The sequence below is a fragment of the Pseudomonas sp. genome, assembly GCF_049590575.1.
Classification (GTDB): Bacteria; Pseudomonadota; Gammaproteobacteria; order Pseudomonadales; family Pseudomonadaceae; genus Aquipseudomonas.
Genome location: NZ_JBAWDE010000386.1, coordinates 23,298 through 42,096 on the forward strand (window position 1 = coordinate 23,298; position 18,799 = coordinate 42,096).

At 55.6% G+C, this 18,799-nt stretch carries 23 protein-coding genes; 12 read left to right on the forward strand and 11 right to left on the reverse strand.

Annotated elements, in window-relative coordinates:
- The first annotated feature begins 116 nt into the window (after positions 1-116).
- The 7 genes from WBR57_RS26655 to WBR57_RS26685 all read left to right on the forward strand — a co-directional run bounded on the left by WBR57_RS26655 (position 117) and on the right by WBR57_RS26685 (position 4,642).
- A complete protein-coding gene (locus tag WBR57_RS26655; RefSeq protein ID WP_424088080.1) occupies positions 117-683 on the forward strand; it encodes a hypothetical protein in 567 nt (188 codons plus the stop codon).
- Positions 613-840 carry a polymorphic toxin type 47 domain-containing protein gene (locus WBR57_RS26660; protein WP_424088082.1) on the forward strand — a complete coding sequence of 76 codons (228 nt, stop codon included), beginning with the start codon at positions 613-615 and terminating at the stop codon, positions 838-840. Before WBR57_RS26655 ends, WBR57_RS26660 begins: the two co-directional genes overlap by 71 nt.
- Positions 840-1,229 carry a hypothetical protein gene (locus tag WBR57_RS26665; RefSeq protein ID WP_424088084.1) on the forward strand — a complete coding sequence of 130 codons (390 nt, stop codon included), beginning with the start codon at positions 840-842 and terminating at the stop codon, positions 1,227-1,229. The genes WBR57_RS26660 and WBR57_RS26665 overlap by 1 nt, the downstream gene beginning before the upstream one ends.
- A 149-nt stretch (positions 1,230-1,378) precedes the next feature.
- A complete protein-coding gene (locus WBR57_RS26670) occupies positions 1,379-2,014 on the forward strand; it encodes a hypothetical protein (protein ID WP_424088086.1) in 636 nt (211 codons plus the stop codon).
- A gap of 183 nt (positions 2,015-2,197) precedes the next feature.
- Positions 2,198-2,827 (forward strand): hypothetical protein, encoded by a 630-nt coding sequence (locus WBR57_RS26675; RefSeq protein WP_424088088.1) that lies wholly within the window; start codon positions 2,198-2,200, stop codon positions 2,825-2,827.
- Positions 2,828-3,071: 244 nt separating this feature from the next.
- A complete protein-coding gene (locus WBR57_RS26680) occupies positions 3,072-3,722 on the forward strand; it encodes a hypothetical protein (protein WP_424088090.1) in 651 nt (216 codons plus the stop codon).
- A gap of 536 nt (positions 3,723-4,258) precedes the next feature.
- Positions 4,259-4,642, forward strand: coding sequence for a hypothetical protein (locus tag WBR57_RS26685; RefSeq protein ID WP_424088092.1), 384 nt, complete (start codon positions 4,259-4,261; stop codon positions 4,640-4,642).
- A 7-nt stretch (positions 4,643-4,649) separates the two neighbouring features.
- Here the strand turns inward: WBR57_RS26685 and WBR57_RS26690 are convergent, their stop codons facing one another.
- Positions 4,650-5,087 (reverse strand): DUF3995 domain-containing protein, encoded by a 438-nt coding sequence (locus WBR57_RS26690; RefSeq protein ID WP_424088094.1) that lies wholly within the window; start codon positions 5,085-5,087, stop codon positions 4,650-4,652.
- Between the two features lie 93 nt (positions 5,088-5,180).
- Between WBR57_RS26690 and WBR57_RS26695 the strand changes: the two genes are divergently transcribed.
- Together WBR57_RS26695 and WBR57_RS26700 are read left to right on the forward strand one after the other, a co-directional pair.
- Positions 5,181-5,570: a DUF2946 domain-containing protein gene (locus WBR57_RS26695; RefSeq protein WP_424088096.1), complete on the forward strand. Its 390-nt coding sequence runs from the start codon at positions 5,181-5,183 to the stop codon at positions 5,568-5,570.
- Between the two features lie 95 nt (positions 5,571-5,665).
- A complete protein-coding gene (locus WBR57_RS26700) occupies positions 5,666-7,792 on the forward strand; it encodes a TonB-dependent receptor (protein ID WP_424088098.1) in 2,127 nt (708 codons plus the stop codon).
- Between the two features lie 70 nt (positions 7,793-7,862).
- Here the strand turns inward: WBR57_RS26700 and WBR57_RS26705 are convergent, their stop codons facing one another.
- Together WBR57_RS26705 and WBR57_RS26710 are read right to left on the reverse strand one after the other, a co-directional pair.
- A complete protein-coding gene (locus WBR57_RS26705; RefSeq protein ID WP_424088100.1) occupies positions 7,863-8,879 on the reverse strand; it encodes an ABC transporter substrate-binding protein in 1,017 nt (338 codons plus the stop codon).
- Between the two features lie 133 nt (positions 8,880-9,012).
- Positions 9,013-9,462, reverse strand: coding sequence for a hypothetical protein (locus tag WBR57_RS26710; protein WP_205900074.1), 450 nt, complete (start codon positions 9,460-9,462; stop codon positions 9,013-9,015).
- 419 nt (positions 9,463-9,881) lie between these two features.
- Here WBR57_RS26710 and WBR57_RS26715 point away from each other — a divergent pair, with 419 nt between their 5' ends.
- From WBR57_RS26715 to WBR57_RS26725, 3 genes are all read left to right on the forward strand, one after another.
- Positions 9,882-10,154, forward strand: coding sequence for a hypothetical protein (locus WBR57_RS26715; RefSeq protein WP_424088102.1), 273 nt, complete (start codon positions 9,882-9,884; stop codon positions 10,152-10,154).
- Positions 10,155-10,265: 111 nt separating this feature from the next.
- A complete protein-coding gene (locus WBR57_RS26720; protein WP_122542956.1) occupies positions 10,266-10,496 on the forward strand; it encodes a hypothetical protein in 231 nt (76 codons plus the stop codon).
- A 70-nt stretch (positions 10,497-10,566) separates the two neighbouring features.
- A complete protein-coding gene (locus WBR57_RS26725) occupies positions 10,567-10,803 on the forward strand; it encodes a DUF2789 domain-containing protein (RefSeq protein ID WP_424088104.1) in 237 nt (78 codons plus the stop codon).
- Between the two features lie 7 nt (positions 10,804-10,810).
- Here the strand turns inward: WBR57_RS26725 and WBR57_RS26730 are convergent, their stop codons facing one another.
- The 8 genes from WBR57_RS26730 to WBR57_RS26765 form a co-directional block, all read right to left on the reverse strand.
- Entirely contained in the window at positions 10,811-11,014 is a 204-nt protein-coding gene (locus WBR57_RS26730) for a hypothetical protein (protein ID WP_065906309.1), read from the reverse strand.
- A gap of 128 nt (positions 11,015-11,142) precedes the next feature.
- Complete coding sequence (locus WBR57_RS26735; RefSeq protein ID WP_424088107.1) at positions 11,143-12,825, reverse strand: methyl-accepting chemotaxis protein; 1,683 nt, start codon at positions 12,823-12,825, stop codon at positions 11,143-11,145.
- Positions 12,826-12,922: 97 nt separating this feature from the next.
- Positions 12,923-13,327, reverse strand: a complete 405-nt coding sequence (locus tag WBR57_RS26740) for a TraR/DksA family transcriptional regulator (protein WP_010564800.1) — start codon at positions 13,325-13,327, stop codon at positions 12,923-12,925.
- Between the two features lie 342 nt (positions 13,328-13,669).
- A complete protein-coding gene (locus WBR57_RS26745) occupies positions 13,670-14,692 on the reverse strand; it encodes an ABC transporter permease (protein ID WP_032885788.1) in 1,023 nt (340 codons plus the stop codon).
- Positions 14,693-14,723: 31 nt separating this feature from the next.
- Positions 14,724-16,277, reverse strand: a complete 1,554-nt coding sequence (locus WBR57_RS26750; RefSeq protein ID WP_424088111.1) for a sugar ABC transporter ATP-binding protein — start codon at positions 16,275-16,277, stop codon at positions 14,724-14,726.
- A gap of 66 nt (positions 16,278-16,343) precedes the next feature.
- Positions 16,344-17,279 carry a sugar ABC transporter substrate-binding protein gene (locus tag WBR57_RS26755; RefSeq protein WP_424088113.1) on the reverse strand — a complete coding sequence of 312 codons (936 nt, stop codon included), beginning with the start codon at positions 17,277-17,279 and terminating at the stop codon, positions 16,344-16,346.
- 48 nt (positions 17,280-17,327) lie between these two features.
- Positions 17,328-17,507, reverse strand: a complete 180-nt coding sequence (locus WBR57_RS26760) for a hypothetical protein (protein WP_076952495.1) — start codon at positions 17,505-17,507, stop codon at positions 17,328-17,330.
- 127 nt (positions 17,508-17,634) lie between these two features.
- A complete protein-coding gene (locus WBR57_RS26765) occupies positions 17,635-18,663 on the reverse strand; it encodes a Gfo/Idh/MocA family protein (protein ID WP_424088115.1) in 1,029 nt (342 codons plus the stop codon).
- Positions 18,664-18,799: the final 136 nt, after the last annotated feature.

The window sequence follows — 18,799 nt, forward strand, 5'->3', positions numbered from 1 at the left end:
TTTTTTGCGGCTTTTCCCCTTCGCTGGTAAGCCCTTTCTGATTTTCCCAACCGCTGATCCAGCCGCTTTTTCCTGCGGCAGACTCCGACGCCTTGCCCTTCGCCGAGACGTCACGGATGACCCACGCCGCCCACATCACCTTTATCGAACATGAGCTGGATGGCTTTCATCAGAGCCTGGCGGTGTATCGCCAGCAGATGGGCGAATGGTATTCGCGGGCGCTGGATTCAGTCAGTCATGCGACGGATATGCCCTCGTTGCTGGGGATAGATCGGGTGCTGCGCGTTGGTAATTCGCAGACAGCAGTGAGCATGACCGATCCGGACGTTCTGGGCAGTGTCACCCTCTGCCAGTTAGGCGGCGAGCTGAAGATCGAAAGTAAGTTCGAGTCGGTTTATGACGTGCCGATTGGCGACATCCCGGTTGAGGTAATCGGGCTGGACGACGGCAGTTCCACGGTTGTAATGCTGGATGAGCACGGCAAAGGCTCGCACGCCTGCGTAGCGGGCGGACGCTACCAGGTTCGGGTGCAGGGCGGCGTGTCGGCGGAACAGGTGGACGCGCTGTTTGCCTCCTACGCCGGGCTGACGGCGGACCTGGAGCAGTGGCTTCGTGGCGAGTGGTCTGGCTTTAAACCGCACTGGGAACGGTCAAAAGGGACCGAAGAAAGGAGCAGAAGTTAATATAGACGACCCGACACGTGTTCCGAGCAAAGTAGGTCCACGCTCACCGCATATTGGATATCAGACTCAAGGAAAAAGATCCAGCGGCGGAGCCATAAGAGGTCACATATTGCTCGACCTGCTTCCAGTTAGCCGCTCAAAAATAGGTGCCCCCTAATGAATTACTTAGAGGAAGAAATTGACGAAGCACTCAATACACTCAAGATCGAGCACAAAAAAATAGTCGCGAGAGAGATTGATCAACTAATAAAATCGCTGACTAAAAAATATTTTAAAACTGAAAGCACACTACTTGACGCTATGGAATTCAACGAAACCAAAACCGAACACAATCCAAATTTCTGGCAAGAAATAAAGAATCGCATAAAAAACCCCGATCTGATATTACTGGTTTTTGATACTGATTATAGAGCGTGGAATATCAACAACTCTCAGGATCTTGAATCCATTATAGGTGAAACAACAGGCTACCCTTTTTGGCTGACTGATCGCAACCTAACTTTTTTGCTACATTTGGACGACCATGACTGCATAATTTCGGCATAACTAAAATTGCAATTATCGAGACTATCTATTGAGATCGACGTACCTGAATCGCACACTGAGAAATTGCGCAACCCTAGATATAACACATTAAAACTTACCATTAAGAGAAATCCTACAGTGGAAAACCCCAAGTCTATGAGAAAAAAACAATGCTAGAGCAAAATAAAAATATAGCTCTCTCTGGCGAAGAAGCAATGGACGCCCTTAGGGAGGTTGAATTCATACTAATATCACTGCATAAAATGGGCAGCTATTACGGTGAAAAGCCTGGAGCAACTGAAGAGTATCGGAAAGCAACCACCGACTTCATCGACGACTGCGCAATCACACACCGCTTGGCAAAAATCCGAACGATAATCTCTAAAGGATTCGATGACACGCTCGGCGATGATGATATGGATGATGTGGAAAGACATTGCTCCGACTTGGAGTTCTGGAGACCCGACCAACCACTAAACAAGAAAAAACACGAAACAGACGCCATTGAATTTTCGGGAGGGACCATCCAACAAGTGACCTGCAAGCGCAACGAGCTATTGGTGATTGTTAGCGACTCGCAATCTGAATATTTACTCATCACCTTTCACAATTACGTAACATTCCAAGGCGTGAGCGCGGTAGGCGCAGAAATATGTGGAATTTATGAGGAAAAAGACCCGAGCCCACCGCAGATTGCGAAGTACACCCCTCAAAAAAATGAAAAAAATTACTATTTAAAGGCAAGTATAAATAAATCAAATATTTTCACAGTAACTGCAAACACATACAGCATCGAAAAAATATGAGCTAATTGGGACGGCTTTATTTAACATTTGCTCCCAAATAAACCAAATAAATCTGACACCTTAATTCCCTTGACCATAAAAAAGACAACTTGCATCCACATTTTAATACTGAGGGACGTACCAATGAAAACCCAACGCCATTAAAAAATCACACAGACAATCATTCAATTTCAGGAGATAAAAATGAAATCGGCGCTCATAAAAGAAACAGGCATTCACCCTTGGGAGCAACTGAACCCTAGCGCTGATGAAAACTATATAAGCATAACATTACTCAACCAAGCGTTTTCTGGAGCGTGGGAAACTTGGTGCGAGGTTAGCTCGCTACTTAAACAAAAATGGCCAAACATTGTGAGGTGGCACACCAACTCACTACCTTACTACAGCAAGAGCCAAGAACACACATCACAAAAAAAATTCCATGAAAACTCAAGACCTGGAGATATTTATAGAAAAAATGAATCAAACATCTACTCTCAGATAACCAATCTAAATAGCAATCCGTATCGTACAGACCCTAACAGTATGACAGGCCATCGAACGTCCGTGGTGCTCATGTTGGAGAACAACAGCAACCTTGATTATCTATGGAAAAAATTAAGCAACCTGACAGACATTTCAAAAATCGACGATTTCAAATTGATACTTTCCGACGAAAACGCTATTTATCTTAGATTCCATGACTCGGAAACACATGGTGTTGTCCAACTCATCTGCCACTCAAAACATTCCCCTTCCTTAGAAAAAGTCATCAAAAAAATCAATCTAGAAGAAATCCAGCAGGAAGACATCTACGAATTCATCCACAGGTAACGCACTCGCTGATTCTTGGGCAACTAGTAAGTACCCACTCACTCAAATACTGCATTGAAAATGCAAGCAACCCAGACGGGGAGGAATTCATCGCACCTAAAGACGTTAACGAGCTAATTGAAGCTAATTGGAACATGCAGAGGAAAATCATGGACCACCCTTCAATACCAAAAATGCAACGCACGAAATCAAAGTCCTTTTTAAGATCAGCGATGACTCACACACATACTTCAAGAAATAAAATATGAAAACAGTATACATAAATGAACGTGGCGTTAGACCTTGGGAAAGTCTATATCCAACCAACGACTCGAAATTTTCCACGACGACATTCTTAAGTCATAACTTTAACTGCGCCTGGGAATCATGGTGCAATGTAATGGAGCAATTATCAGAAACGTGGCCATTCAAAAGAGAATGGCGATCAACGCTAACCGCTGACTTCAACTCTACATCTGAAGAGTATCTATTTAAAAAACATATCGCCAGAACTCTTCACGAGGGGGACCTGTGTAAAAAAAATGATCAAAGTGGAATTTATTCGACAATCAGGAACCTTCCAAGCGACCCCAAACACATCCAAGACCAAACCTTCGAGGGCTCACATAACACACTGTTAGTGGCTCAGAAATCCGAAGAAGAAATAGAAGAATTCTGGTTAAGGATGACCATATTTGAAAAATGTATAACCCCATTAAAAATCAGTAAATTTCTTGACTCTCAAAAAGACACATTAATATGTCGGTTTTATGATGCAGAAACGCATGCCACAGCTCAAATTTTCCACAACACATCTATGGAAACCGACACAATTATAAAAGCAGCTCAAAGCCAATTTAATAAAATTAACGTGGAGGATGTATCAAACTACATAAACAAAATTCAAAAAACATGACCAACCCCTATATCACCTTCAAATGACTTGCTTGTTTAAACAAATTCATACCCCGTAGAGATTCAGAACACTTCCAAAGGCTGGCAGCCAACTTAATTAATAAAATTATACAAACACTAAAAAACAACTTTTAAAGATGAATTATTTCGACGAAAATTTAATTTAGCCATCAATTATTAGGAGATTATTTTTGATGTTCTCTCTTAAGAAGATAACGCATCCATCGTCAGAGCAGTATTTTTCTCGACAGTAAAATGGATTGAGGAAAGTTGAAAATCGGTATTTGTTTTTGACCGTCCCCTCAGACCTGGTGACTTTTAGACTAGCAGAGAAAAAACTAGAAAAGTGTTTGAAAATAATTTAACCTTCATTGCCGGCCTCGCCTACGACGATATTTACTTCATAAACTCTGAATACTTATAAAAAGCACTTTGAATATTTTCCGACCTGCCTCAACACACCTAAGTTACTTCGAAATCATTGACCTGAATTACCTGCCTGTCATCTGAAAGCCACGTAGAATTCGAGGATATTTTATGAAAATACAAATAACTGACTTACAGGAAGTACTTGACGCGGCCCTCGTAAATTTTCAATCCGAGATCGGAAATGGTACAGCACGATGGGTCGGTACCACTCCCAAAATCGGTGACGAGCTAGATGTAGAACTCGATTTAGATGAAGTTTTTTCATGGGGTAAAAACCTAATACCATCCTCCCGCAACGCACCATACATAACTGTGATAGGCAAGGTGACACACATAACCGCCGAAATCATCCAAGACTCAAGCGAAGAGTGTACAGCCTTAAAATTCGCAGACTCAATAATCCTCATTGAAACCGACGAACCAATCCCTCAACCATCGGGCTTTGTTGAATTGCGAGCAACCAACGTCTATTTATACCCAACAAACCTCTAAAACCGACTCACCCCCACGCCACCACCAACAACCCAACCCCCAACACCAAACACAACGGCGAATAAAAATACGTATCCAACTTCGCAAACCTGGACCCACCCACTTTCTTGAAAAACCCCACCAACTCCGAGTCCCCTATCGCCCTGGCAAACATCACCACGGCAATCGCACTGATCCCCCACTGAAGTGCCCCATGGGACACCGCCGAAAAGTACAGCCCAGCTCGTAGGCAGACAAGTAGCGCAATCGCCACCAAGCCCATTGCCACCAGGAAAGTGCCGAGCGCCGAGGGTTTGAATGCCGGGCGTGGCCCGCGGGCGAATTCGCCGGGTAGTTGGGGGATGGCGGCGAGACTGCCGAGTTTGCCGCCGGCGGCCCAGTACAGGTGGACCATGCTGATGCAGGTAAACACGCCGACAATCCATCGTGCGACAACGAAGCTCATGGCTGGCTCTCCCTGAAAAGGTGCGAAACAGCATAGTCGGCCTGATATTTTTTGCAGGCATTTCGTCGGCGGCTGATGGTAAAGTGCCGCCCCATGAAAATCGCCCGTGCCGACCGCTCACTCATTGCCTGGATGCTGTATTGCTGCGTCCTGTTCAATGTGTTCGCCTGCAGTATGGGTCACGGGCAGATGGTGGGGATGCAGCTCAATGGCATCGGCGGGCAGTTCTGTACCGTGGACCCGCGCACCCAGGCGCCGCAGCCGTCCAACTCCACCGATGAGAACCTGCCGACGCTGGCCAAGGCATTTGGCTGCCCACTGTGTTCCACGGGCGGCATGGGCCCGGCGCTGAGTTCGAGCCTGAATGTGGCGGTATTGCCGCAACCCCACGCCCCACCGCCAGCCATTGTCCTGGCTGCCGACATCCCTGCCCGCTTCACCTGGCCCACGGCGCACCCGCGCGCGCCGCCTGCCCTCGCCTGATCCCTTCGCTTTCTGATCTGCACTGACCAGCGTTTCCGCGAGGAAATACGCGTGGCCGTGCGTTGCTTTCAAGCCAAGTTTTTCAGGATTCAAGCATGAAACATTTACCTCTGTTGGCAGGCCTGTTCGGCTGCCTGCCTGTGTGTACCTGGGCGATCGAACTGGCGCCTACCACCATTGACGGCGACCAGTCCGCCGAGCCCGGCCTGACCCTCGACCAGTCCAGTGGCGTGGCATCGCGGTTGGGATTGAGCGTGCGGGAAACCCCGGCGTCGGTGGCCATCGCCAATCGCAATGACATCGAGCGCCATGGCGCCAAGACCTTTCGCGACGCGGCCAACACCCTGCCCGGCGTCAACGCGAGTGCGCCGCCAGGGTTTGGCGGTTTTGTGTCGTATCGAGGATTCACCAGCAGCCAGATCACGCAGATGTTCAACGGTATCAACGTCGCCACCGGCCTGGCCCGGCCAGTGGATGCCTGGGTCTATGACCGGGTGGAATTGGTGGGCGGCCCTTCCTCGCTGATCAACGGCGCCGGCTCCGTGGGCGGTTCGCTCAACTACGTGACCAAGCTGGCCACCCGCGAGGAACAGGCTGCCGAAGGCCAGCTCACCTATGGCAGCTATGACACGGCCGGCATGGCGTTTGGCGTCAATCACGCCCTGACCGACCCCGGCGCCGATGTGCAGCATTACGCGCGCCTGGACGTGAGCCGCAACACCAACCACAGTTACATCGACCGTGATCAGCGTGACGCCTGGAGCCTGGCATTCTCGCTGCTCAGCGACCTGACCCCCAACCTGTCCCACACCCTGGCGCTGGAATACCAGGATGAGCATGAAGACAGCCCCTACTGGGGCACGCCGGTGCTCAACCCCAAGGTGGGCGAACTGAAGATCGACAAGCACAATCGCTTCAACAACTACAACGTTGCCGACGGTCGTTACGAGCAGCGCACGCTTTGGGCCCGTTCGATCATCGACTACCGCATCAACGACAGCACCACCCTGAAGAACACCCTCTACCATCTGGACAGCCAGCGCGATTACCGCAACCTGGAAACCTACCAGTACAACGCCAGTAACACTGCGGTAAACCGCTCCACCGCGTATCAGGTGCGCCATCAAGGCGAACAGCATGGCAACCAGTTCGAACTGCGCCACGACGATAGCCTCTTCGGCCTGTCGACCACCTGGTCCGGCGGCTTTGAATACAAGGTCAACAGCACCACCAGCACCCCGCTGAATGTACCCGGCAACAACACAGTCGACCCGAACAACTACAACCCTGGGCACTTCTACGACCTGCCGCGAACCCGTGAGAGCTTCGGTAACGACAAGACCAATGAGGTCACCACCAAGGCGTTATTCGTGGAAAACCGCCTGGGCCTCACTGACAAATTGTCACTGCTGACTGGCCTGCGTTATGACGCCATCGACCTGGACGTGACCAACCACCGCGCGGTAACGGCCACCAACCCACGGCACGTCAAGCGCAGTTGGGAACCGGTGACCGGCCGCGTGGGCCTGACCTACCAATTCATCCCCTCGGCCAATGTGTACGTGCAATACAGCACGGCCGCCGAACAACCGAGCACCACGACCCAGGTGTTCGACGTTTCCACGGGCAAGCAATGGGAGGTCGGCAGCAAGTTCGACTACCTCGACGGCCGCGGCTCGGCCACCGTGGCGGCTTATAAGATCGAGCGCAAGGACTTCGCCGTCACCGACCCGCTGGACCCGACCAGCAGCATCCCGGTGGGTGCGCAGTCATCCAGGGGTATTGAGGTCGCCAGCTCGTTGCGCATCACGCCGAGGCTGTTGGCAGAAGGCAACGTCGCCTGGGTGGATGCCGAGTACGACGCGTTCAATGAGAAGATTGCCAGCGGCGCCGTGGTGTCGCGCAAAGGCAATACGCCGACCAATGTGCCCAAGCGCGTGGGCAACTTGTGGCTGACCTATGATTTCGCCGAAGACTGGCAAGGTGGCGTGGATGCGCGCTATGTGGCCGAGGTGTATGCAGATAACGCCAACACCCAGACAGTGCCGGCTTACACGCTGTTCGGAACGTTCCTGCGTTACAAAGTGGACGCGCATACCTCGGTGACGGGCCGTGTGCGCAACCTCACGAATGAGGTGTATGCCGAGTTTGCCCACGTGTCGCCGGCGTATTACCTGGGATCACCGAGGACGTTCGAGCTGGCAGTGCAAACCCGGTTCTAGACCTGCAACGCACATGGGAGAGGCTTGCCCTCCCCCATTTGCCTGATCTGCAGTCTGCGCCGAGAAGGGCTTACTTCAAACTTGCCTCAACCTTCTGCGCCACATCCTCGGTCAACCAGGCTTTCCACACCTCGGGATGTTCCTTTAGAAACACCTGCGCAACCTCGCGCGGCGCGGTGTGATTCTCGCTCATGCTCGCCAACGCCTTGTTCAGCGGCTCAATCGGAAACTCGACCTTCTCGAAGAATCCGGCAATCTGCGGGTGTTCCTTCTGGAACGGGGTGGACACGCCGATACTCAACTTGGACGCCAGCGACCGGGTAGGCTTTGGATCCGGATTATCCGCGTCCGTCAGCGTCTTCCACGCCTCGGCATCAAACGGCGGCTCCTCCAGCTGGATCAACTTGTAGCGCCCCATCAACGGCGTCGGCGACCAGTAGTAGAACAACACCGGCTTGCCGCGGCGGATTGAGGAGGCGATTTCCGCATCCAGCGCCGCGCCTGAACCGCTACGGAAGTTCACGTAGCTGTCATCCAGGCCGTAAGCCTTGAGCTTCTGTTTGTTGACCACTTCCGAGGTCCAGCCGATCGGGCTGTTGAGAAAACGCCCCTTGCCGGGGGATTCCGGGTCCTTGAACACGTCCTTGTAACGCGCAAGGTCCTTCACGCTCTTGAGTTCCGGTGCCAACGGCTTGATGCCCTTGGCCGGGTCGCCCTTGACCACGTACTCGGGCACCCACCAGCCCTCGGTGGCACCCTTGACCGTATCGCCCAGGCCGACCACTTTGCCTTCGGCCTCGGCCTTGACCCACACCGGGCTGCGGCCAGCCCACTCTTCACCGATGACCTGGATGTCATTCTTTGCCAGGGCGGTTTCCAAGGTGATGGTGGTGCCGGGCAAAGTGTCGGTGGGCAAGTCATAGCCCTTCTCGACAATGACCCGCAGCACTTCGGTGATAAGGCTGCCGCTTTCCCAGTTCAGGTCGGCAAAATGTATCGGCGCCTCGGCGGCCGAAACCGGCAGCGTAGCCACCGACAGTCCCAGGGTGGTCAGGGACGCAGCCAACAGCGTTCTCAATCCTTTCATGCCTTCGCACCTCGCGATATCGCAGCCAATGGCGGACGGCTTTGCTGCGTATGCGCGAAGCCTCTGAATAGTTAAGTCAACTCAACTGTAGTAGAGGTTCCGGGAGATAAACATGGACAGGATATTTAAGTAATCACTCGCTGGCCTTGAACGTCACCAGTTCACCCTTGCGCCACTTAGCGGCCTTGCCGGTCACGGCTTTAAGGGTTTTGGTCAGGCCTTCCTGCAGTTGCTCGTTGGCGGCAAACGCCAGCATCACGCTGTGGCCTTCCTTGAACACGATGCCCTGGCCTTCGGCTGAAGAAACAAAGGCGTAATCGCCCAGGCCATAGACCGTTAATTTGATGTCACGGAACTTGAGCTCAAACTTGCCGCCTTCACGACTGGGCAATACTGCTGCGCGGAAATGATCACCCACTTTGAGTTCAAGGCGTGGTTTGTCATCGACCACCATGGCCGCCTCGGTATCGATTTCGGCGATATAGATGCCTTCCGGCGTCTGCTCAGTGATGTAAACGAAACGGGATTGAAACTGTTTGACCAACTTTGCGCGCAAATCACCCAGCACGAATAACGCGTGCATATCCAGATTACTGACTGCCAAGGAAACGCCCCCACATCGAAAAGAGCGCTGTCCGCCAGGGCGGGCAGCACGAAAAATCGGCCATCAAGGCACGAGCACACAACACATTCACTGAAAAAAAACTGAAGAAGATCACGCTGTAGCGTCATAAGACTAGTACAGGCGTACGTGATCAACCTTGTGCAAGGTCATCAGGCATCACAGGAGATCACAGGTTCAACGGCCCGAGAACACGAGCCGACCAACTTCAGACAATGACCCTATTAAAAACGCAGTTTTCCGACGTTCCACACAAGAACACATACCTGGCGATGGAACCAGACGCCAGGCACTGACGACAATACTAGAACAGCTGTACAGCGCAAAACTACTCAAAACACTACTGGCAGGTCAACCGGATCGATCGAAAGGAGCAGGCCATGCAACGACCGAATAATCACGTTATGTCTTCGCGCACTCGTTCATCAAGTCATAACGACGCGCAATACTACCCCTTGCACGGCTGCCGCGGATACTCGGATCCTGTTCTTTACCAAGTCGTACCTGCCGGCAGAAACTTCTTTCATATCCGTGAAGTGATCAGTGGCCGGGTCAAAGGCTTTCGCAGCGATCATATCCAGGCGTGCGAACTGGCTAAAAAACTCGAAGCGATCCTGCAGCAACCCGATGGGGCAATCGTTTCGTCAGCTTGATGACTTTACTGCGCCGCCGACCCGCAACAACTGCCATACTGGCCCGTCCACTGAAGTTTGCCCCTCCGGGCCAGGTTTCACCAGTGCAGTTATCTCCAAGGGAAGGCATACGTGACGGAATTTGATATCGGCGAATTTTTCATCCATGGCGACGCAAGAGAGGTAGAGGGCGAATTTCAAGCGGTCATTGTGATGCGCGCCAAGCCACCACTGACCACGATCACCACGCACCAGGTGGAAAAAGACCGCTGGTTCAAGACCGTCGAAGCTGCTGCCATCGCCGCAAAAGATGCCGCCAAGGCACTGAAAAGCGCAGTGGATTCGGGTGCACTGAACTCCTGATCAACAAATTCGAACTCTGCCGCCCCCTCAGCCTCCCATGCATAACGACCCACCCTGCATGGAGAACCAAATGGACGCGCCAATCCCTACCCTCGAAACCCTGTTTAATCAACTTGGCCTGGAGTCCTCGCCGGAGGCTATCGACGCCTTTATTGCTGAGCATCCGTTGCCTGAGGACGTGAAGCTGGTCGATGCGCCCTTCTGGACGAAGCAACAAGCCGGGTTTCTCAAGGAAGAGCTTGGCGATGACGCCGAATGGGCCATTGCGGTGGATGAATTGAACCAACGCCTGCACCAATCGAACTGATCCGCGCTCAGTGCAGGCTGTCTGACTGCTCCAGGCGCAACAGCGCCTGCCAGGCAGCCCTGCACTCTTCGGCTTCATCGCGGCTGGCGAACGCGGTACCGCGTTGCTCACCGTTGAGCAACACCACCCAGCAGGCCTTCTGGCCCAGCGCACGCAGGGTTGGAGGGACGCCACTGCCGATCATCACGGCGACATCAACTTTGGTTTGCATGGATTCTCTCCGCAACATGAGCCCGCAACATTAGTTAGCTGGCTAACAATGTGCGCCATGCTACGGTTTTCCTCCCGTTGGAAAAAGCTATCCCCGGAATAGCTGCATTGCATGAATCGCAATAATCCCTAGCGCCCGCCCTTCGCTCCTTCCGGTTTATACCCCAGGCGCAAGCCGCCCCAGTGCCTGCCGTTGACCATGATCGGCACCGACAGGTCGTGCATCAGCTCGCCGGTATCGCGGGTGTAGGTTTGCAGCAAGACGGCCTGCTGATGACTGCCACAGCGAATGCCGGTGCGGTCTTCAAATTTGCGTTTGGTGCGATTCTGTACAGCATCCACCTGGGCATCACCGGTCAACGCCTGGGAAAACGCCTTGTTGTGCGTTGGCACATAGCCCTGAGGCGTGCAGGCGATGGCGAACACCAGCCCCTCGTGGCGCGGCAACAATGCTTCCTGAATTGCCGGCAACACCTGGTCGGTGTAGCCGTCAAAGCGGCTGTGGTATTTGTTTGGGTTGGTATTGGGGATCAGCGTGTAGCTGCGGTCGAACAGGTCATCCAGGCTGACGCGGTGCTGCTGCACATCGGCCTCGAATTGCGCGGCGATCCGGCTCGCGCCTTCACGCGCCAGGTCATAGATGCGCTGGTGATAGTCATCCAGACCGACCTCCGCCAGGCGTTCGCTGATGGTTTCGGCCTGGCCTTCCATCTGCACCGCTGCATCGGCCAGCTGGCGGGTCTGCTGGTCGCTCACGGCCAAGTCGCTGCGCATTTGCTCCACTGCATGGAACAGGCTGTCGAGCTGGGTGCGGTTGGTGTCGGCGCCCTGGGCGATTTCATTGACTTGCCCTTCCACGCCCGCCGCCAGGCTGGCGATGCTTTCCAGCTGTTCGCCCGCGTGCTCCACCTGCTCGACACCGGTGTGCAAGTCCGCCGAAAGCTGGCGTATCTGCTCGACCACCTGGGCCGTGCGTTGCTGGATATCGGCTACCATCACCCCGACTTCATCGGTGGCCGTGGCCGTGCGGCCCGCCAGGCCACGCACTTCATCCGCGACCACGGCAAACCCGCGCCCGTGCTCACCGGCCCGCGCGGCTTCGATCGCCGCGTTCAGCGCCAGCAGGTTGGTCTGGCTGGCGATGGACTGGATCACCAGGGTTACCTGCTGGATCTCTTCGCTGCGCTGGCTTAAGGCCTCGATCAGCTCGCGGCTGGCGTTCGCACGCTGGCTGAGCTGGTGCATACGGGTGATCGACTTGACCAGCACCTCGCGGCCTTCAGTGCTGCGCTGGTGGGCCTGGCTGGCAGCTTGCAGGGCTTCACGGCTGAGTTGAGAGGTGACCTTTTCCGTGCCGATCATCACTTCGGCACTGCTGACGATCTGCTTGGCCGCGCCCAATTGCGACTGCACGCGCGCCGCCAGTTGCTTGACCGAATAGGCCACGCCAGCAGCGGAGAGTGCATTGTGGCTGGTGGTATAGGACAGGTCGCGGGTCAGCTCGCCAATCGCATCGATGGCCTCGGACGGTGCCGCGCGCGATGTACGATCTTTCAGGCTGGGCAGCCAGATGACCAGCAGGGCCAGTGGCAGGCAGAGATATATCGGCAGGCTGGCAAACGCCAGGCCCAGCAGCACCAGCACCAGGGCGGTGCTCTGCAAAAGCGGCGTCAGCCAGCCGGGCAACCCGCGCACCACCCTTTGCGGTGGCACTGCTGCGCCCATCAGAGATCCGTCTCCAGCCATCGTCGTCACCCCACTGCTTGTCGTTATTGTCGCTGCATTAAACGCCACTATCAGGCCATTATCCATGGGCCTTTAGTGGGATAGCTTGCAGCAGATCAATAGACGCGGCGTAACGGATGTTTCTTCGGGGGTCGCTCGTAAGGCGCCCCCTGGTTTCACGGCATCAGGCTTGGCGCTGGTGCTTGTCGATCTGCTCGTGACGCTCTTGCGCTTCGATGCAGTATTTGGTGGTCGGGCTGATCAGCAGGCGCTTGAGGCCGATAGGCTCGCCGCTGTCGTCACACCAGCCAAAGGAATCTTCCTTGATGCGCTCCAGTGCACGCTCAAGCTGCGGCAGCATGCGCTGGTCGCGGTCGATGGCGTTTACCAGCCAGGTGCGTTCTTCTTCAACGGAAGCGGCGTCGGCAGGGTCGGCCGGGGTGTCCAGGCTTTCAATAGCGATACGGTTCTGTTCAATGCGCTCGTGGTGTTCCACTTTCATGTCTTGCAGCAACTGCTCGAAAAAAGCGTGCTGTTCGGCATTCATGTAGTCATCCGCCGGCATGGCCAGCAACTTTTCCTTTGTCATTGATTTCTCTATAAAAAATACGTGCATTAAGGCGAATAAGGGAGCGTTCCGGCAGGCCTCTGCTGGCCTCGGAAAGGCGCCGTCCATTTCAAGCGCCACCCGGCACTCAATTTACGAGGGGCGGCAGTCTAAGGCCGACTTGAGGGCTCAGCAACTGAAAAGACAGGCATTTTTTCCGATATACCCCCAAAAGGCACCAGGACGGGCTTGGCGAATGGATATCGGAGTGCGTTTATAGCAAGAAATTCAAGTGAGTGGAGCTATATAGAAGACAAACGGTTAGAACTGCCTGGTATTCCGCAGATGTGGGAAGGGGCAGCCCCCTCCCACATTTGTATGGCGTCAGCGTTTCAGTTTGCGCTTGTTGCGGTATTGGTCGATCACCACCGCCACCACGATGATCAGACCCTTGATGATGTCCTGGATGTACGCGTCCACCCCGACAAAGGTAAACCCGCTGGCCATCACCCCAAGGATCAGCGCGCCGATCACGGTACCGGTGATGCGCCCTACCCCGCCCGCCAGGCTGGTGCCGCCGATCACTGCGGCGGCAATCGCGTCCAGCTCATACGACATGCCCATGCCGGCCTGGCCGGTGGCGGCGCGTGCCGAAGCCACCACGCCTGCGAGCCCCGCCAGCAACCCGGCAATGCTGTAGACGATGATCAGGTGGCGCTTGACGTTAATCCCCGAGGTGCGCGCCGCCTGCATATTGCCGCCGATGGCGTAGGTGTACTTGCCGTACTTGGTGTAGCGCAGGGCGATATGGAAGATCACCGCCACCACCAGGAAGATGATCACCGGCATCGCGCCATGGCCGATGGCCGTGTACGAATCCGAAAGCATGCTCACCGGCTGGCCCTCGGTGTAGTAACGCGCCAGGCCACGGGCCGAGACCATCATGCCCAGGGTCGCAATAAACGGCGGGATACCGGTCACGGCGATAATGCTGCCGTTGATCGCCCCTGCCAGCAGCCCGACACCCAGGCCCATGGCCACCGGGATCCACACCGGCAGGTCAGTCAGGCTGGGGAACACCGCGCGGGAAAAGTCGGAGGTCTGCGCCAAACTGGCGGCGATCATCGCCGACAACGCGAGGACTGAGCCCGAAGACAAATCGATCCCCGTGGTGATAATCACCTGGGTCACGCCGATGGCCAGCAGGCCGATGATCGACACTTGCAGGATCATCAGCACCAGGCGCTGGGAGTTCATCAGGAAGCTTTGATCACGCACGATCCAGCCGAACAGCTCAAACACCAGGCCGATGCCAATCAGCACCAGGAAGATGCTCAGCTCAGTGGGCAAACGTCGGCGGTTCTTGACCGGTGCCGTGGCAGGCTTGTTGTCTGTTATTGCGTTCATAGCCAATCACCTTCTTATTCTGTGCTGTTCGTCAGTGGACCGCGGTCATACCGGAGGCCAACTGCATGACTTTTTCCTGGGTCGCATCCGCACGGTCCAGGGTGCCCATCAGTTCGCCTTCGTGCATCACCATGACCCGGTCGCTCATGCCCAGCACTTCCGGCAGCTCGGAGGAAATCATGATCACGGCCATGCCTTCGCTGGCGAGGAAAGAGATCAGACGGTAGATCTCGGCCTTGGCGCCGACGTCAATGCCGCGGGTCGGCTCGTCAAGAATCAACAAGCGTGGGTTGGTCATCAGCCAGCGCGCCAGCAGCGCTTTCTGCTGGTTGCCGCCGGACAAGGTGTCAATGCACTGCTCCAGGGAAGGCGTTTTCACCCGTAGCTTCTTGCACATGTCCTCACACAGCGCGCGCAGGGCCTTCTGCTGGATAAAACCGTTACCTGAGTAGTGTGGCAACACGGCCATCTCCATGTTTTCCAGCACCGACAGGCACGGGAACAGCCCACTGAGCTTGCGGTCCTCGGTCAACAGCGCAAAGCCTTTCTCGATGGCCATGTGCGGGTCGCTGATGCGCACCGGCTTGCCGTCGAGTTCAATCTGCCCGCCGTCGCTTGGGGTGATGCCAAAGATGGTCTCCGCCACGTTGGTACGGCCCGAGCCCATCAGCCCGGCGATACCGAGGATCTCGCCGGCATGCAGGTCGAACGACACGCCCTGGAACACTCCGTCCAGGCGCAGGTCGCGCACCGACAGCAGCCGCTCGCCGATGGGCGTCTCGCGCACCGGGAACAACTGGCTCAGCTCACGGCCGACCATCATCGAAATCAGGCTGTCGCTGTTCATGCTGTCGGCGCGCTGCAGGCCGATGTAGTGGCCGTCGCGGAACACCGCCACTTCATCGGCGATGGCAAACACTTCATTCATTTTGTGGGTGATGTAGACGATGCCTTTGCCCTGGGACTTGAGGTCGGCAATGATCGAAAACAGGTGGGCCACTTCCTTTTCGGTAATGGCCGATGTCGGTTCATCCATGATCAGGATGTCGGAGTCGTAGGACACCGCCTTGGCGATCTCGACCATCTGCCGCTCGGCGATGCTCAGGTTACCGACGTGTTCTTCGGGGTCCAGGTTGATCCGCAGGCGCGCCAGCAATTCGGCGGTGGCGCGGTGCATTTCGCGGTGGTTGACCATGTGCAGGCTGTTGAGCTGCTCGCGGCCGATCCAGATATTTTCGGCGATGCTCATGTGCGGCATCAGGTTGAGTTCCTGGTGGATCATCGCGATCCCCGCCTTCTGTGCCGCCAGCGGCGTTTCGAACACAATCGGCTTACCGCGCAGGCGGATTTCCCCGGCGTCGGGCTGGTAGATGCCGGCGATGATTTTCATCAGCGTCGACTTGCCCGCACCGTTCTCGCCCATCAGCGCCAGCACCGAACCCGGGCGAACGCGCAACTGCACATCGGCCAGGGCTACGACACCGGGAAAGCCTTTGCTGATATTGACGATTTCCAGCAGGTAGGGTTCTTCCAGCGGCAACGGCTGGATACCGGGAGGCTGCGAGACAGCGGCTTGAGCGAGCATAAGACGGTACTCCATCAGCAGGGGCGGGCACGACCGCCCTGCCGGTTCATTGTTGTTATGTCAGGGCTACTTGAACTTGGCGACATTTTCCGGAGTGATCAGCTGGAACGGGATAATCACGTTCTGCTCGACCGGCTCGTTCTTGGCCATCTTGCGTGCCGCTTCCACCGAGCCCACTGCCTGGCCCTTGGCGTCCTGGAACGCGGAGGCGGCCATGTCACCCTTGGTGATCGCATTCAAGCCGTCCGGCGTACCGTCGACCCCAGCGATCAACACACTGCCCTTTTCCTTGCCGGCCGATTTCAGCGCCATGGATGCGCCGATTGCCATTTCATCGTTGTTGGCCAACACCGCATTGAACTCACGGCCTTGGGTCAGCCAATCGTTGACCAGGGTCATGCCCTTGTCCCGCAGCCAGATGCCGGTCTGTTCCTGTTCGATCTTGATGTCCGGGTACTTGGCCAACACTTCCTTGACGCCCTTGGTGCGGTTGGTGGTGGAGTTGTTGGCCAAGTCGCCCAGCAGGATCACGATCTTGCCCTTGCCACCGAGTTTTTCAGCGATGTATTGCATTTGCAGCTTGCCGGCCTCGACGTCATCGGAGGTCACGGCCACGACGTCCTTGGGCAAGTCCTTCTGGTCGGGACGGCGGTTGACGAACACCAGCGGGATGCCCGCCTTGGTCGCGGCATTGATGATGTTCTTGGTGGAAGCAGTGTCGACCGGGTTGACGATGATGGCGTCGACTTTCTGGCTGATAAAGTTCTCGACCTGGCTCAGTTGCTTGACCACATCGGCGCGGGCGTCTTCGAACTGCAGCTGCACGCCGTCGCCCTTGGGATAGGACTTGGCTTGCTTGTCCATGTCTTCGCGCAGGTAAGTGAGGAAGGTGTCATCGAACGCGGACATGCTCACGCCGACCTTGATGTCGGCGGCGCTGGCAAAACCGCTGGCCAGCATCAGGGATAAAGCCAGCGCGGTAAAACGGATCGGGGTCTTCATGAACGGTCTGTCTCCAATTTCTTGTTGGTTTTGTGGACGTTGCGTTTATCAGAGCGAGGACGACGGCAGTCGAACGACCGGTGCACCTGGAATGCAGCAGACCAGGGCGCCTTGGTTTTCGACGCACAGCACATTAAGGAAGGAGAAATAAAACGGCCGGGCGCGGGGCAGACCGCGGGGCGTGTGGGCAGGGCGTAAAACTCGCAGTACAGCGTTGAAGATTTTCATCTGACGGTACCTGGTTGTTTTTGATCTTGTTTTTGTTGAGTCGCGCGAATCGAGTCCGAACGTACTTTATGCAACCTGGAAAAGACTTTATTGGAAAATAATTTCCATATCAACCTGTTTTAGAATTTTATTCTATTTTTGTTGAAACCACCTGCTGGCGCTCGGCGCTCAGGCGTGCGGCGTCCAATATACGGGTGGTTTCCAGCGCGTCATAGGCATCCACAGGCAGCGGCCCCTGCCCTTGCACGGCAGCTTGCAACTGCTGATAGAACTGCGTCCAGCAGCCTTTTTCCGAGGGCACCCGTTCACGCTCCTGACCCTGTTCAAACCAGCCCCAGCGTCGATGTTCTTCCGCGCCCCAGTGCTCACCTTCGGTTTTCGGCGACTTGCCGGCCATCAAGGCGTCTTCCTGTCCGTCCAGGCCCTCGACGGTGTAGCAGCCCAAGGTGCCGCTGACGCGAAAACGCGGGGCCTGGCTGTTTTGCAGCGCACTGCCCCACAGGTGTGAAATCACCCCGTTGGCGTGGGTCAGGGAAACAAAGAAGCCGTGATCGAGGCTGGGATGCTGCGGGCTGAACTGCAATTGCGCGAACACTCGGTCCACCGGGCCGAACAGTTGCAGCGCCTGGTCCACCAGATGGCTGCCCAAGTCGCGCAGCCAGCCGCCACCGCTGGCATTGCCCACCGCCTGCGGGCTGAAGCGTTCGACGCGCGATTCAAATCGGGTGATCTGCCCCAGCGCGCCGGCGTCGATCAGTTTGCGCAGGGTCAGAAAGTCCGAATCCCAACGGCGGTTCTGGTAGACGCTGAGCAGCACGCCCTGGCGTTCGGCAGCGATAATCAGCGCCTGGGCCTGTTCGGCATTGGCGGCGAAGGGTTTGTCGCTGACCACCGCCACGCCATGCTCGATGGCCTCCAACACCAGGGCCGGGCGGCCTTTGAGGGTGGTGGAAATCACCAGGGCATCGACGCCGGCCTCGACGATCTGGCCGATGCTGTCAAAGGCCTGGACGCCGGGGTGGTCGGCATTTAACTGTTGGCGCCGCTCGGCAGAACGGGTTACTACACCGACGAACGTTGCGCCGGGCAGAGTTGCAATCAGCGGCGCATGAAAGAAGCGCCCTCCGTGGCCGTATCCAACCAGTCCGATTCGCATGGGTTGATTCCTCTATACAGGTAGGGATCCAGGGCGATACGCATTTTCGGATACTCCCGGATCTCGCTTTATGTGGGAGCGGGCTTGCTCGCGAATGCGCTGGGTCAGTCACCGGGCGGGTTGACTGATACACCGC